Origin of the sequence: Streptomyces sp. NBC_00094 (assembly GCF_026343125.1) — a bacterium.
Lineage (GTDB): Bacteria > Actinomycetota > Actinomycetes > Streptomycetales > Streptomycetaceae > Streptomyces.
In genome coordinates this window covers 971,667-985,871 of sequence record NZ_JAPEMB010000001.1, presented here as the reverse complement: position 1 = coordinate 985,871, position 14,205 = coordinate 971,667, and the positions used below count along the sequence as shown (strand labels likewise).

Here is a 14,205-nt window from a genome sequence, read left to right as displayed (position 1 = left end):
CACGGACATGACCACCGCACCGACCCGTACCGTCGACGGCGTGGAGCTGCCCGCCGCCGGCCCGTGGAGGATCGACCCGGGACACGCCGAGGTCGGCTTCGTCGGGCGTCACTTCATGCTGACCAAGGTCCGCGGCCGCTTCACCGGCGTCGAGGCCACCCTGGTCATCGGCGAGCGCCCGGAGGACAGCGAGGTCACCGCCGTCATCGACGTGGCCAGCGTCACCAGCGGTGACTCCACGCGCGACGACCATCTGCGCTCCGCCGACCTCTTCGACGTGGAGAAGTACCCGACGGCCACCTTCGTCTCCACCTCGGTGACGTGGGACGGCCGGCGCGGCACGCTCGTCGGCGACCTGACCATCAAGGACGTCACCCGCCCGGTGACGCTCGACGTGGACTACCTCGGCTACGCGCGCGACCCGTGGGGCAGCGACCGTACGGTCTTCTCCGCCCACGGCAAGGTCAACCGCGAGGACTGGGGCCTGACCTGGAACATGGTCCTGGAATCCGGCGGCATCCTCGTCTCCAAGGAGATCGAGCTGTCCCTCGAGTTCGAGGCGGTCAGGGAGGGCTGACCACCCTGGTGAGGGGCCCCGGTGCGCGTGCACGCGCACCGGGGCGCTTCGCGGTGCCCTGTCGCGGTACGGCGGGTCAGGTGCCGACGACCCGCTCCACCAGTGTGAGCAGTGTCGTCCGGATGCGCTCGGAACTGAACTCGCCCTGCCGCAAGGCGTGCTGGAGATCGGAGTCGAGGGGGGCGAGCAGCAGGTGGGCCGTGGCGTCGGCGTCGAGATCCGGACAGGCGTCGCGGAGCATCAGCGCCAGATGGACGCGCCAGAAGCCGTACGAACCTATCCGGTAGCGGGCCCCGGGAGCGGCCGTCTCGGAGAGCCTCAGCAGCTCCAGGTTGTCGTCCAGGAGGTCCAGGTACGCGTCGAAGAACGCCAGGACGCGCTCGGCGGCCGGCGCGTCGGGTCCCAGTGGGGGAGGGCCGAAGAGGATGCGGTCCTGGAGCCGGCTGTCCTGGGCGTCCAGCAGGGCCGCGGCGAGGCCCGCCTTGCTGCCGAACCTGCGGAACAGGGTGCCCTTGCCGACGCCGGCCTCCGCGGCGATGCGGTCCATGGAGACGCTCTCGACCCCGTCTCGGTCGAACAGCGTCTGGGCCGCGATGAGGATGCGCAGCCGGTTGCGCGCGGCGTCCGACCGCTCCGGTGTCGCCTCGGAGCGGGCGCCGGGGCGACGGTCGGGCTGCACGTGCTGCACCTGGGGGCCTCTCGGTTCTCGCTCCGTGGGGGTCCCGGTGGGGGCCGGGCGGCGTCTGCGCAGTTTACGGCCAGAATCCGTCACGCGGCCGTCGGGTGACGGTGCCTTGCACCCTTCTGGATCGCTTGTCCCGCCACCGCGGGATGTGGCAGAGTCGCCCCCAATCGGACCACAGTCCGTTTACGGGGGAGAAACATGTCCGGTACCTGTTTCCGCTGTCGCATCGCACCCGCCGTCGAGCGTCTCGGCCTTCTCCCGTAAGAGCAACCCCCCCCGCCGTCCGTCTGTGACGGTCTTCCGCGTGCCCTGGGGGCGAGGCTTGCAGCAGCAGCAGCAGCAGTCCGCCGGCCGGCACGCGAAGAGCACCGTGGCGTCTCACGCCACGCCGGCACACCCGCACGCCCGCACGCGCTGACCCGTATGCCGTCCGCATGGAGGAAGCATGACCGCGCACGCCGGCAACACCCTGAGCAGCCAGGAACTCCTCGACCTGACGCAGCATGAGATCCAGGCACTGCTCACCGAGTTCAACCTGGCCGACGCCCATACCCACCAGCGTCAGTCCGCCGCCCAGCACAAGATCGTCTCCCGGCTTCCGGAGCTGTGGTACGAGGCGGAGGAGGGGCTGCAGGCCACCTACGAGCAGCGGTTCGTCGAGGCGTTCTTCCGCCTCCACCGCCAGCCGACCGCGTTGGCCAAGAAGAAGACGCTGCTGTCGTACGCGGCCTCCATCTCCACCATGGTCGTGGCGATGTACCTCAAGCGGCAGCGCATGGCCGTCACGCTCGTCGAGCCCTGTTTCGACAACCTGCACGACGTCCTGTCGAACATGGGCGTACCGCTGTACCCCGTCGAGGAGTCGGCGCTGCACGACCCCGACCGGATCTATGCCGAGCTCAGGAGCCGTGTCCGCACCGACGCTCTGTTCCTCGTCGACCCCAACAACCCCACCGGGTTCAGCCTGATGCAGTCCGGGCGCAGGGGCTTCGAGGAGGTCGTCCGGTTCTGCAAGGACCACGACAAGCTGCTGATCATCGACTTCTGCTTCGCCTCCTTCACCCTGTACGACCCCGAGCTCGCCCGGTTCGACGTATACGAACTGCTGGAGGAGTCCGGGGTGCGGTACCTGGCGATCGAGGACACCGGGAAGACCTGGCCGGTGCAGGACGCCAAGGCCGCCATGCTCACGGCCAGCGACGACATCAAGGAGGAGGTCTACAACCTCCACACCAGCGTCCTGCTGAACGTCTCGCCCTTCGTGCTCAACATGCTGACCCAGTACGTGGAGAGCGCCGAGGAGGACGGCCTCGCCTCGGTGCGGGACGTCCTCGACGTCAACCGGGCGGCCGTCCAGGAGGCCCTGCGGGGCACGATCCTGGAGTACCAGGAGCCGGTCGCGAAGACCAGCGTGGCCTGGGCGAGGATCCTGCACCCCGAGCTGACCGCCACCGAACTCCAGCGGGAGCTGCGGACCGTGGGCGTGTACGTCCTGCCGGGACGGTTCTTCTACTGGAGCCAGCCGGGCCGCGGCGAGCCCTTCGTCCGCATGGCCCTGGCGCGCGAGCCGGAGATGTTCGCCGGCGCCATGAAGCGCCTGCGGGAGGTGCTGGACCGCCATGCCCGCTGACGCCACCGGAGCCGAGAGCGCCGAGAGCGCCACGGCACACGACGACTTCATCGACGCGGCGCTCTTCCTCGGCATGCACAGCGCCGACGAGGGCCTACGCGTGGCCGCCAAGGCCTTCTTCGTGCGACGCCTCGACGCGCGCGTGGTGATGAGCCTGGAGCAGGTGGGCCGCTGCGACGACGTGATCTGGGGCTACTCGCGCGAACTCCAGGACCTCTACTACCCGTTCATGGACCACCTGCACACGGTCATGCACATCAGCCGGGAGGGGTACGACCGGGCGGACGTCCGCCTCGCCCTCTCCGACTCCGACACCCCGCGACACCTCCCCTTCGTCGACCGGATGCTGCTCGGGCAGGTGATCAACCGCAAGGGGCTGCTGCACACCGCCGGTCCACGGTCGTCCGACGTCGACGGGCTTCCCGTCCGCGCCGTGGCCGCCTGGCCCGCCGGCGAGCCGGAGCCCTCCTTCCCCGAGCCGCTCGAACAGCTCTACCGCGCATCGCTCGCCCTGCGCCTGCCCCTCGGGCACGGTGCCGCACCCGAGGGAGCCTGAGATGAACCAGGGAGTGATCGCGGCCCTGGTGACGCCCTTCTCGGAGACCGGAGAGGTCTCCGAGAAGGGCGTCGCCCGGCTGCTCGACACCCTCCGCCCGCACGTCGACGCGCTGCTGCCCAACCTCAGCACCGGCGAAGGGCGCCTGCTCACGGACCGTCAGTGGGAGGACATGCTCGGGGCCACCGTGCGGTACGCCGGTGAACTGCCCGTCCTCGCGGGCGCCCTGCGGCCCACTACGGAACAGGTCCTCGAACGGGCCCGGGTGGCGGCGGACCTCGGCGCCCACGGACTCGTCGCGACCAGCCCGTACGGCACCGGGGTCACGCAGGACGAGATCTACCGCCACTTCGCGGAACTCGGGGAGCGCGGCGGACTTCCGGTGATCGTCTACCACGGCACCGAGGTCTCCGGGAACGCCGCCGACTTCGACACGCTGCTGCGGATCTGCGCGCTGCCCTCGGTGGTCGGCGTCAAGGACTCCTCCGGCAGCTCCGCCTTCACCCGGCGGCTGGTCGAGGCGGGACCCGGGGCGCGGGTGCTCGCCGGCCTCGAACACCTGCTGCTCGAGTCCGGACCCGTCGACGGGTACGTGGTCGCGCTCGCCAACGTCGAACCGGCCCTCTGCGCCGATCTGTTCGCCGGCCGGCTCGACGACCCGGCGGGCGCGCTCGCCGCCGCCTGCGAGCGCTACGGACTGGAGAAGGACGACTGGTACCGGTGGGTCAAGACCGCGCTGTTCCACCGCGGAGTGCTGGAGAACGACCGTACGGCGGACGCCGGGGAGGTCGCGTCATGAGCGTCGCGTCGGAGACCCCCCGTACCGTCGTCCGTGCCGCCGGTGCGGAATCGGCGCACCGGGAGCTGTTCCGGCACAACCGCGGGCTGCTCGACTCCCGGCTGCTCGCCCGCGTCGAGGAGATCGAGCGGGAGTGGATCGTCCCGCTCGTGGCCTCCCTCGACGCCACCGGCGAGCCGGTCCGCGACCGGGCCGACTGGCAGCGCCTGCTCGACGGCCTGCTGGCGGATGAGCGGTCGGGCGGCCCGTCCGGGACGTATCTGGCCGAGCATGCCACCCGGGAGGAATTCACCCTGGTGGTACGGGAGTTCGCCCTCGACGGACTGACCGAGGCGCAGAACTTCTTCCCGGCCGTGCCCAGGCTGCCGATCAAGGCGCAGATGGCCGTGATGCGGGTCCTCATCGACGAGTTCGGCTGCGGCAACCTCCAGCAGGCGCACTCCCAGCTCTACCGGCTGCTCCTGGCCGAACTGGGCCTGCCGCAGGAGCCCGAGGAGTTCCTGGACACCACAGGGGACGAGACCTTCCGGTTCCTCAACGTCTTCTACTGGCTGACGCAGCGCGCCCCGCACGTCGAGTACTTCCTCGGCGCCCTGGCCTACCTGGAGGCCTCCATACCGGACGCGTTCACGATCCAGGCGCGGGCCTGCGAGCGGCTCGCCATCCGGCACGGCCGCTACTACACGGAGCACCTGCACATCGACACCTTCCACATGCGGGAGATGCAGCTGGCCATCAAGGAGTACGAGGCGGTGTACGGACTCGACCCGGCGCGGCTGTGGACCGGCGCCCGGCTCCTCTCCGGGCTGATCGGCGACGCCTTCGACACGGCCGTGGCGCGGGCCAGGGGCCTCGCCGGAAGGGTGGCGGCATGACCGGCCGCGAACCCACCGCCGGGCCGTCCCTCACCGAGCCGTCCCTCCGGGAGCTCCCCGGTGACCGGCTGCGCGTCCGCGCGGCCGGCCGGGAGTTCGTGGTCGACGCCTCCTGTCCGCACCGGAAGGGGCGCCTGGCGCACGGCCACGTGAACCCCAGGACCCTGCGCATCAGTTGTCCGCTCCACCACAGCACCTTCGACCTGGCCACCGGCTCCGCGGTCGGCGGCCCCTGCGGCGACCCGCTGACCGTGTACCGGGCGGGCGTCTGGCCCGGGTACTACGGCGCCGAGCAGGTCTGGCTCCCCGCCTCGGAGCAACTGCTGGAATGGGGCGAGGAGTTCCACGAGCTGATGCTCGGGGACGACCTGCGGATGACCGCGTTCAGGACCGCCATCGCCGAGGCCGTACGACCCGGGGACGTCGTCCTCGACCTCGGCACCGGGACCGGCATCCTGGCCCGCTGGGCGCTGGAGGCCGGGGCGGCCCGGGTGTACGGCATCGACCTCAACGAGAAGGTGCTGGCCACGGCGGCCGAACGGCTCGCCGAAGCGGGCTTCGGCGACCGCTTCCACCCGGTGGCCGGGCTCTCCTTCGACCTGGAGCTGCCCGAGCGGGTCGACATCGTGATCTCCGAGATCATGGGGAACCTCGCCGACAACGAGAACTTCTCCGCGATCCTCGACGACGCCCGGGAGCGATTCCTGCGGCCGGGCGGCACCATGCTGCCCCGCCTGGTGGACAGCTTCCTGGTCCCGGTGGCCGCCGAGTCCGCCCACGCGCAGCTGACCGGCTCGGCGCCCCAGGACGCGGGAGGGAAACGGGAGTTCGCGGCCCTGCTCGCCGCCCGCGGCGCCGAGAACGCCTTCTCCCTGTACTACGACGTCATCCTGCCGGCCTCGGGCCACCTCGCCTCGCCCCGGCCGGTCCGGCGCTACGAGCCGGCAGCGGCCCCGGCGGCCGGGACCTCGTACCGCGTACCGCTGGCGTACACGGTGCAGCGGGACGGCGTGTTCACCGGGTTCAAGGGCTACTTCGTCGCCCAGCTCTCGGACACCGTCGCCCTGGACATCTCCGGGGACGACATCGAGGGACGCACCACGTCCGACAGCTGGAAGCACTGCTACCTGCCGGTCGAGCGGCCGGTGCGGGTGCGGCGCGGGGACCGTATCGCCCTGACCTTCAGCCGCGGGGGAGGCCGGGACGGCAACCCCTTCGGCCAGACCTACAGCTGGGAGGGGCAGGTCCTCTCCGGCTCCCGGGTGGTGGACCGGTTCGCCCACAGCACCGGTCGCGCCGCCGGCTGACCACCGTAAGGAAGCATCCGAACACGGGGGAGTGCCAACGAACATGAACAGCACGGGGAGCACCCGGACGGTGCGCTTCCGTGCGCAGCACCCGGGCGACCATGTGTACCGCACCGGCAACCTCCACTGGGGTGTCAGTGAGGGCTGGTGGGGACTGATCCGTGTCGAGGAGGCACCATGACCGACGGGACCACCGACAAGGCCACCGACAGGACCACCGACGGGACTACAGACAGGACCGCCTGCAGGACGACCGACAGCGCGACGGACGCGACCGCCGTCGCGACCTCGGAAGCGAACGGGTGGACCGACCCCCGGCTCCCCGCCGCCCCCGACACGATCGCCGTCTACACCGACCTCAACTGCTCCTTCGCGCATGTCGCCGTGCACCGGCTGCACGAGACCCGGCGGCGTCTCGGCCTCGAAGGGCGCGTCTGGTTCGACCTGCGGGCGTTCCCGCTGGAGCTGTTCAACCGTGAGGTCAACGCCCGCCCCGGGGTGGACTCGGAGATCTCGGTCCTCGGCGCGCTGGAGCCGGAGGCCGGCTGGCGGCTGTGGCAGGGGCCGGACTGGACCTACCCGGTGACCACGCTGCCTGCCCTGGAGGCGGTCCACGCAGCGAAGGCGCAGAGCTGGCACGCCAGTGAACAGCTCGACCGGGCCCTGCGCCGTGCCTTCTGGGCCCAGGGCCGGTGCGTCTCCCAGCGCCATGTGATCCTCGACGTGGCCGAGGAGACGGGCGCGGTCGACGTGGCGGCCCTCGCCGAGGCGTTCGACGGCGGCACCGCCCGCCCGGCGATCATGGCCCAGTACGCGTCGGCGCAGGACGGCCGGGTCGACTGCAGTCCGCACGTCTTCCTGTACGACGGCACGGACAGCGCGAACCCGGGCATTCGGGCGCGCTGGGTCAACGGCGACTTCGGCGTCGGTTACCCCGTCATCGACGAGGATCGCCCGGAGGTCTACGAGAAGCTGCTGACCCAGGCGGCCGCGCTGCTGTAGCCGGTGAGCACCGCCGGTGTCGGCGTCCCGCGACCGCGGGGCGCCGACACCCGTTTCGTCCCGGATCAGCCCAGGTCGTGGCCGGTCACCGCGCGCGCGTACGACCGCAGGGCCGTGACGACCTCCGTACGCGTACGCCGGCCCGCCAGGATCTCCATCTGGTAGCCGTCCTCCATGGCGACGAAGTTGGCCGCGAGGAGCCGGGGCGGGTCGGTGAGCGTGAAGTGGCCCTGCCCCTGGCCCAGCACCAGGACCCCGTAGTAGACGGAGATCTGCCGCTCGGTCAGCGCGCTGTCCAGGGCGGCCGCCTTGGCATCGCGCAGGCAGCGCGGCCAGTACTCGTACAGCAGGCGCGTCAGCGCGTCGTCCGGGCCGGTGGCCGGGCCGAGGTCGATGCAGGCGCGGAGCTGCTCCCTGGCGTCCGTGAAACGGTCGGCGGCCCGCTCCCGCTCCTGGCTGTACCGCTCGATGGCCTGCTGGTACGTCTCGTAGACGAGCGTGTCCAGATCGCCGTAGTAGAGCACCGCCGCGGGGGTCACTCCCGCCTCGTCGGCGACGTCCCGCAGCCGCAGGCCGTCCAGACCGCGCGCCAGGAGCGCCCGGTGCACGGCCGCGTTGAGCTCCGCCCGGCGGGCTTCCCTGCGTTGCTTCCCTGCTGCCATGTCCCGCCCTTCTCTCGTGTCGCGGCGATCGTATCCGCGTTTGGATTTAACGACAACGATCCAGCTCTTGACGGGGATGGATCGCTCTTCTTAAATCTCGGTTTAACAAACGCGTCCCCCGTGAGGAGTCTCCGCCGTGACGCTCGACCCGCACGACGCCGGCACGACCGGCACCACCGACCCCGGTCCGAGAACCGGCACATCCGCCCCGCCCGGCAAGGGCCTGCGCAGCGGCAGCGTGGGCCTGCTCGGCGCCGTCGCACTCGGGCTCTCCTCCACCGCCCCGGCCTACTCCCTCGCCGTCACGCTCGGCCTGGTCACGATGACGGTCGGGCACCTGGCCCCCGCCGCGCTGCTCATCGGCTTCGTACCGATCCTGCTCACCGCGTTCGCCTTCCGTGAGCTCAACCGCGACATGCCGGACTGCGGCACCACCTTCGTGTGGAACACCCGGGCCTTCGGGCCCTGGGTCGGCTGGCTCGTCGGCAGCTGGGTGCCCACCATGGCCACCCTCTTCGCGATGACGGCGCTGGCCCAGGTCGGCGCCACGTACCTGCTCGCCGCCCTCGGCCTGGACACCCTGGCCGGCAACGACACCGCCGTGACGGTCACCGCCCTCGTCCTGCTCGGCGGGGCGACGGTCCTGGCCCGCCGCGGCCTGCAGATCGCCACCGGAGTCCAGTACGTGCTCCTGGCGCTGCAGCTCGTGGCCCTGTTCGGACTGGGCATCGCGGCCTTCGCCCGCCCCGGCGCCGCAGCGCCCTCGCTGTCCTGGCTCAACCCCTTCGCGTTCGACGGGGCCGGCCCGTTCGCCGAGGCGGTACTGCTGTGCCTCTTCATCTACTGGGGCTGGGACGCGCTGATCACCGTGAACGAGGAGACCAGTGACGCGGACCGCGTGCCCGGCAGGGCCGTGCTGATCTCCACCTTCGTCCTGCTGGGCACGTATCTCTTCACCGCGTTCGCCGCCGTCGGCTACGCGGGAACCGGCACCACCGGGATCGGCCTCGGCAACCCCGACAATGCCACGGATGTCCTGGCGGCCCTCGCGCCGCCCCTCCTCGGCGGCGCCATGGCCACCGGAGTGCAGCTCGCCGTCTGTGTCAGCGCCCTGTCCGCGATGCTCACCTGCCTGGTCGGCAGCCCCCGCGGCTTCCTGTCGATGACGGCCCACGGAGCACTGCCGAAGGCCTTCGGCCGCGTCCACCCCCGGTACCGCACACCCGCTGTCGGCACGGTCTTCTTCGGCGCCGCCACCGCCGTGGCGCTGGTGGTCCTGAAGCTCGCCTCGCCGCGCTTCCTGGGCGACGCGATCCTCTCCATCGGACTGCTGATCGCCTGCTACTACGGCGCCACCGCGTTCGCCTGCGTCTGGCACTTCCGGCACCGGCTGAACGGCTCCGCGCGCGACCTGCTGTTCAAGGGCGTACTGCCGCTGCTCGGCGGCCTGATGATGCTCGCGGCCCTGGCGCGGAGCGCGTACGACATGGTCGACGCCGCCTACGGCAGCACCTCCTTCCACGGCGTCGGCGGCGTCTTCCTCCTGGGCGTAGGAGCGATGGTCCTGGGGCTGCCGGTGGTCGTCCTGATCCGCGCCCGCCACCCCCGCTTCTTCCGCGAGGGCAGAACCTCCGTCGCTCCGCCGACCCCCACCGAATCCCCCCGGAACGAAAGCTGATACCGATGCGTACCCTGGCCATCGCCGCGCTGCAGACCGCACCCGTTCCGTTCGACCTCGACGCCACCTGGTCCCGGTTCGCCCAGCAGGTCCGGACCGTCCGCGAGCTCTTCCCGCACGTCCAGCTCGTCGTCGTACCGGAACTGCAGCTCGCCGCGGAGGGACCCCTGCTCGCCGCGGCACCCGAGGACTGGATGGAGCGGTCCGCCGTCACCGTCCCCGGACCGCTCACCGACCGGCTCTGCGAGCTGGCCGTGGAGACCGGCCTGTGGCTGGTGCCCGGCAGCGTCTTCGAGCGCACGGACGACAGCACGATCCACAACACGGCCCTGGCGATCTCCCCGGAGGGCGAGATCGCCGCGCGCTACCGCAAGGTCTTCCCCTGGCAGCCGTACGAACGGGCCGAGCCCGGCGACTCGTTCACCGTCTTCGACATGCCCGGGGTGGGCCGCGTGGGCCTGGCCATCTGCTACGACGGCTCCTTCCCCGAAACCATGCGCCAACTGGCCTGGCTCGGCGCCGAGATCGTCATCCAGCCCACCCTGACCACCACCCGCGACCGCGAGATGGAGATCGTCTGCGCCCGGGCCAACGCCTGGACCAACCAGCTGTACGTCGTCAACGTCAACGCCTCCGACCCGGCGGGCGTGGGCGGAAGCCTGATCGTCGACCCGGAGGGCACCGTCCGCCAGCAGGCCGGCCCGGGGGAGGAGGTCCTGGTCGACGTCCTGGACCTCGACACGGTCACCCGCGTACGCCGGTACGGCTCGGCGGGCATCAACCGCCCCTGGAGCCAGCTCGCCCGGTACGGATCGACCATCGACCTCCCCATGTACGGAGGGACGTTCCGCACGCCCGCCTGGCTCAAGGAGACGGAGGAGGGCGAGCGGGCCGCCGTTCGATATCAGCGGTGACTCCCGGGCGGGGGTGTCGGGGGCCGGTCGTGGTCGGCGTGCGATACGGGTATGGCGCAGGACGACCGTCCGGCGAGGAGCGGGAGGGCCGCCACCGCGTGCGGTGCCACGGTGGAGTACGGGGCCGTGGGGACCCCGTACGGCGGACGACTGGCGAACTGATACACGGACGGATCATTCATAGGACTAGTGGTGCCTTCCGGGGGCGCCTCATACGCACGGCCCTGGTGACCGTCACCCGTTTGCCGGAGTCACCGGGCCCTGGCCACGGGGGTGCGCCCCAGCCGGGAGAGCCGGCCGCGCAGCCTCGCCAGCTCGACGGCCGTGGCCGGCGACCCGTTCGTGTGGTGCCGGTCCAGGTACTTCTCGTAGGCGAGGCGGGCGGCGTGGATGTTGCCGCTGTCGAGCTCGAGTTGGGCGAGCTGGAGCAGGCTGACGCCGATCGTGCGGTGCTCCGTCACGGGCCGGGCGCGGAGCGATGCCCGCAGGTGCGAGAGGGCCAGCTCGGGTGCGCCGAGGACCCGGTGCACCTGGGCGCTCTGGTAGAGGAGCGCCGGTTCGGGGTAGCGGTCGGGCCCGCCTTCGGTCGCCGCCAGGATGAACTGTTCCTGGGCCTCGTCCAGTTCACGCCGCGCTTTGGCCGCGTGGTTCAGCCGGGCGGTGGAGACCGCCTGCTGGGCGAGGGCGAAGGCCCTGACCGCGGGGCCGGCGGAGGCCGGGAGGCAGAGCGTCGCGGCCTCGGAGAGCTGCGCGGCGTAGCGGTGGTGTCCGAGGGCGCCGGCTTGGGTGCTCTGGTCGCGCAGCCCCATCGCCTGGGCTATCGGATCGGACGCCTCGGCGGCCAGCAGGTAGGCGAGCCGGTAGTGGCGCTGGGCGTGGCCGTGGGCGTTGTCGTCGGTGTGGGTGCGGCCGAGCAGGCGGAGGAGTTGGGAGGTCGCGGAGAGCAGGGCCCGGTGATGGCCGTTCGTCGAGGGCTGCCGGAGCCAGGGCATGATCTGGTCGCGCAGGCAGGCGGTGAGCAGGCTGCGGGCCGCCGCTCCGCCGAAGGCGTCGTAGTGCTGGGCCGCGTACCGGCTGAGCGCGTTGACCGCCTCGATGTGCCGTGATCCGACCCGCTCGGTGCGGCCGGGGGTGGCTCTGCCGGCGCCCCGGCCGGTGACGGGTGCGGGTGGCACGGTGGGCGAGGCGTCGGAGCCCGGCGCGGTGGGGGCCGGCCGGTTGCGGCGGTCCGGCAGCCAGCCGAGCGCGTACATCCGGTGCTGAATCGTTTCTGCGCCCTTCTCGGACCGCAGGATCTCGTCATGCAGGAGAGCGAGGGCGTCGAGCGGGGAGCCGTTCTCCAGGGGGTCCCGGTCTTCGGCGTCCGCCCGGCCGCCGGCCGGGAGGCCGATCTCGTGCGGGAGTACGGCGCGGCCGAGCCGGCGTGAGAACGCCGCTTCCAGGAGCTGCGGCCCCGGCGGCCGGGGCTGAGTCCCCGCCAGCCAGTGAGCCACGGTGGTCCGGTCGTAGCTGACGCTCAGTCCGCTCTCGCGCGCGATCTCGCGCAGGGCCGTGGCGAGCGCGGGGCCGTTCCAGCCGGCCTGGCCCATCGTGCGGCGCAACGCGAGGTTCGGTCTGCGGCTTCTTGCCATCGGGTGCTCCTGGCTCCGTGTGCTCCGAGGGGGCTCTCGCGCGGTGGGGCCTCGGTCCGCGCGATGGCCGACCCGGCTCCTCTGCCGGGTCGGCGCCGGGAATCTGCCCCATGAATATGTCCTACACACCTTCCAGGGCGTCGATAATAGCAACACATATTCATAATTCAGGACATAAGGCGACAAGAGCTTTCAACGGTTCAACAAGCTGCCTTCCCGACCTCCTTGATGCGGTCGGGGCTCTGTGGCATCGCACCGCTGCCGGGCCTCTCAACATCCGCGATCTTTCAACCGATGCCACCGGAAATCCGCCGATCTCCCCGGCCTCGGATTGCTGCAATGGACATGCGGAGCAGACCACGAGGGCCACCGCAGGGCCCGGAGCGGGGAGCGTATCGATGTTCGAGCATGAGGAAACCGTGGGTATCAGCGCGATGAGCTGCTACCTGCCCCGGTTGCGGGTGGACTTGCGGCAGTGGTGCGAGTGGACCTCGCACGACTGGGACAAGGTCTCCGCCGTCACCGGCCGGGCCTTCCGGATGGCCGGCCCGGACGAGGACGTCTACACCATGGCCGCCACCGCCGTCCTGCGGCTGATCCTGGACAACGGCGTCGACCCGTGTCGCATCGGGTTCCTGGCGCTGGGTACCGAGTCGAGCACCGACAACGCCCTCGGGGCGGTCACCGTGCGCGGGATGATCGACCGGGAGCTGCGCAGGCGGGGGATGCCCTCCCTGCCCCGGGACGTGGAGGTTCCCGAGTACAAGCACGCCTGCCTGGGCGGGATGTACGCGCTCCAGGGAGCGGCCCGCTTCGCGGCGCTCGACCGCAACGGCCGGCAGGCCGTCGTCGTCGCGTCCGACATCGCCGAGTACGAGCGCGGCAGCTCGGGCGAGCAGACCCAGGGCGCGGGAGCCGTGGCGATGCTGGTGGAACGCTCCCCGGCGCTGCTGGCCATCGACCTCGGCCGGGCGGCCGGAGCATCCGCCTACCGGGGCCCTGACTTCCGCAAGCCCGCCGCCCGCCACCGCGTCGACGGCTACGCGGCCGGGACGCAGCGGCTCAGCGACTTTCCCGTCTTCAGTGGCCGGTACTCCGCCGCCGCCTACCTGGATGCGGTCACCAGTGCCGTCGAGACGCTCTGGGCCGCCGACACGGCAACGCCGGCCGACCAACTCGACGGCATCCAGGGCCTGTTCATTCACCGTCCGTACCGAAAGCTGCCCCAGCAGGCGCTCTCCTTCCTGCGGGTCCGCGCGCTGGCCGCCTCCCCGGCGCGCCACCGGGAACTGGAACAGCTCTGCCAGGGCTGCGACATCGGACTCGATGACGTCCTGGCGGAGCTGCGTGTCGAACCCGACCTCTTCGGCTACGTCCTCGCCGGGCAGCAGGCACCCGATCCGTGGCCGGCCACCGCCGCCGTCAGTTCCCACCTGCGAGGGCAGCCCGCCTTCCGCGCGTTCGCCCAGCGTGTGCTCGGGTCCGGAGCGGACCCGCTCGTCGAGGTCGGCAACCTCTACTCGGCCTCCCTGCCCGCCTGGCTGGCCGCCGGCATCGAGGAGGCCGCCCTGCGGGGCGTCGAGCTCGCCGGCGCGCCCCTGCTGGCGGTCGGCTACGGCAGTGGCGACGCCGCGCTCGCCCTGCCGGTCACCGCCGTCGAGGGATGGCAGGCCGCGGCGGCGCGGATCGGTTTCCGGCACGCCCTGGACAACCCCGTCGACCTCGACCGCGAGCAGTACGAGGCACTGCACGACCGGAGGGAGGTCCCCGGCCTCGCCCTGCATCCGTGGGAGCAGTTCACCGTGGATCGGACCGGCACCGAGTACGGGCGGGACTTCCAGGACCTCGCCGTGGACTACTACGCCTACGAGTACTGAGACGGCCATGAA

General features: G+C 71.5%; 14 protein-coding genes. 11 read left to right on the top strand and 3 right to left on the bottom strand.

Annotated features, from left to right (window positions below; genetic code table 11):
- Window positions 1–7 precede the first annotated feature (7 nt).
- A complete protein-coding gene (locus OG580_RS04100; protein ID WP_267042262.1) occupies window positions 8–577 on the top strand; it encodes a YceI family protein in 570 nt (189 codons plus the stop codon).
- 76 nt (window positions 578–653) lie between these two features.
- On the opposite strand, the gene OG580_RS04095 is transcribed toward OG580_RS04100, so the two are convergent.
- Window positions 654–1,256 (bottom strand): TetR/AcrR family transcriptional regulator, encoded by a 603-nt coding sequence (locus OG580_RS04095; RefSeq protein WP_267042261.1) that lies wholly within the window; start codon window positions 1,254–1,256, stop codon window positions 654–656.
- Between the two features lie 451 nt (window positions 1,257–1,707).
- On the opposite strand from OG580_RS04095, the gene OG580_RS04090 reads away from it, so the two are divergent.
- From OG580_RS04090 to OG580_RS04060, 7 genes are read left to right on the top strand one after another with little or no spacing between them, the layout of a single operon-like run.
- Window positions 1,708–2,892: a pyridoxal phosphate-dependent aminotransferase gene (locus OG580_RS04090; protein WP_267042260.1), complete on the top strand. Its 1,185-nt coding sequence runs from the start codon at window positions 1,708–1,710 to the stop codon at window positions 2,890–2,892.
- Window positions 2,882–3,448, top strand: a complete 567-nt coding sequence (locus tag OG580_RS04085) for a DUF6190 family protein (protein ID WP_267042259.1) — start codon at window positions 2,882–2,884, stop codon at window positions 3,446–3,448. The genes OG580_RS04090 and OG580_RS04085 overlap by 11 nt, the downstream gene beginning before the upstream one ends.
- A gap of 1 nt (window position 3,449) precedes the next feature.
- Window positions 3,450–4,247: a dihydrodipicolinate synthase family protein gene (locus OG580_RS04080; protein ID WP_267042258.1), complete on the top strand. Its 798-nt coding sequence runs from the start codon at window positions 3,450–3,452 to the stop codon at window positions 4,245–4,247.
- Window positions 4,244–5,122: an iron-containing redox enzyme family protein gene (locus OG580_RS04075; RefSeq protein ID WP_267042257.1), complete on the top strand. Its 879-nt coding sequence runs from the start codon at window positions 4,244–4,246 to the stop codon at window positions 5,120–5,122. The genes OG580_RS04080 and OG580_RS04075 overlap by 4 nt, the downstream gene beginning before the upstream one ends.
- Window positions 5,119–6,429, top strand: coding sequence for a methyltransferase domain-containing protein (locus tag OG580_RS04070; protein WP_267042256.1), 1,311 nt, complete (start codon window positions 5,119–5,121; stop codon window positions 6,427–6,429). The genes OG580_RS04075 and OG580_RS04070 overlap by 4 nt, the downstream gene beginning before the upstream one ends.
- A gap of 43 nt (window positions 6,430–6,472) precedes the next feature.
- A complete protein-coding gene (locus OG580_RS04065; RefSeq protein WP_267042255.1) occupies window positions 6,473–6,610 on the top strand; it encodes a hypothetical protein in 138 nt (45 codons plus the stop codon).
- Window positions 6,607–7,431 carry a DsbA family protein gene (locus tag OG580_RS04060; protein ID WP_267042254.1) on the top strand — a complete coding sequence of 275 codons (825 nt, stop codon included), beginning with the start codon at window positions 6,607–6,609 and terminating at the stop codon, window positions 7,429–7,431. The genes OG580_RS04065 and OG580_RS04060 overlap by 4 nt, the downstream gene beginning before the upstream one ends.
- Window positions 7,432–7,496: 65 nt before the next feature.
- Here the strand turns inward: OG580_RS04060 and OG580_RS04055 are convergent, their stop codons facing one another.
- On the bottom strand, window positions 7,497–8,093 hold the full coding sequence (locus OG580_RS04055; RefSeq protein ID WP_267042253.1) for a TetR/AcrR family transcriptional regulator: 597 nt from the start codon (window positions 8,091–8,093) through the stop codon (window positions 7,497–7,499).
- Between the two features lie 136 nt (window positions 8,094–8,229).
- On the opposite strand from OG580_RS04055, the gene OG580_RS04050 reads away from it, so the two are divergent.
- Together OG580_RS04050 and OG580_RS04045 are read left to right on the top strand one after the other, a co-directional pair.
- Window positions 8,230–9,771 (top strand): APC family permease, encoded by a 1,542-nt coding sequence (locus OG580_RS04050; protein ID WP_267042252.1) that lies wholly within the window; start codon window positions 8,230–8,232, stop codon window positions 9,769–9,771.
- 5 nt (window positions 9,772–9,776) lie between these two features.
- A complete protein-coding gene (locus tag OG580_RS04045; protein WP_267042251.1) occupies window positions 9,777–10,685 on the top strand; it encodes a carbon-nitrogen hydrolase family protein in 909 nt (302 codons plus the stop codon).
- A 251-nt stretch (window positions 10,686–10,936) separates the two neighbouring features.
- Here OG580_RS04045 and OG580_RS04040 read toward each other — a convergent pair whose 3' ends face one another.
- Window positions 10,937–12,316 carry a hypothetical protein gene (locus tag OG580_RS04040; RefSeq protein WP_267042250.1) on the bottom strand — a complete coding sequence of 460 codons (1,380 nt, stop codon included), beginning with the start codon at window positions 12,314–12,316 and terminating at the stop codon, window positions 10,937–10,939.
- A gap of 398 nt (window positions 12,317–12,714) precedes the next feature.
- Here OG580_RS04040 and OG580_RS04035 point away from each other — a divergent pair, with 398 nt between their 5' ends.
- A complete protein-coding gene (locus tag OG580_RS04035; RefSeq protein WP_267042249.1) occupies window positions 12,715–14,193 on the top strand; it encodes a hypothetical protein in 1,479 nt (492 codons plus the stop codon).
- Window positions 14,194–14,205 lie beyond the last annotated feature (12 nt).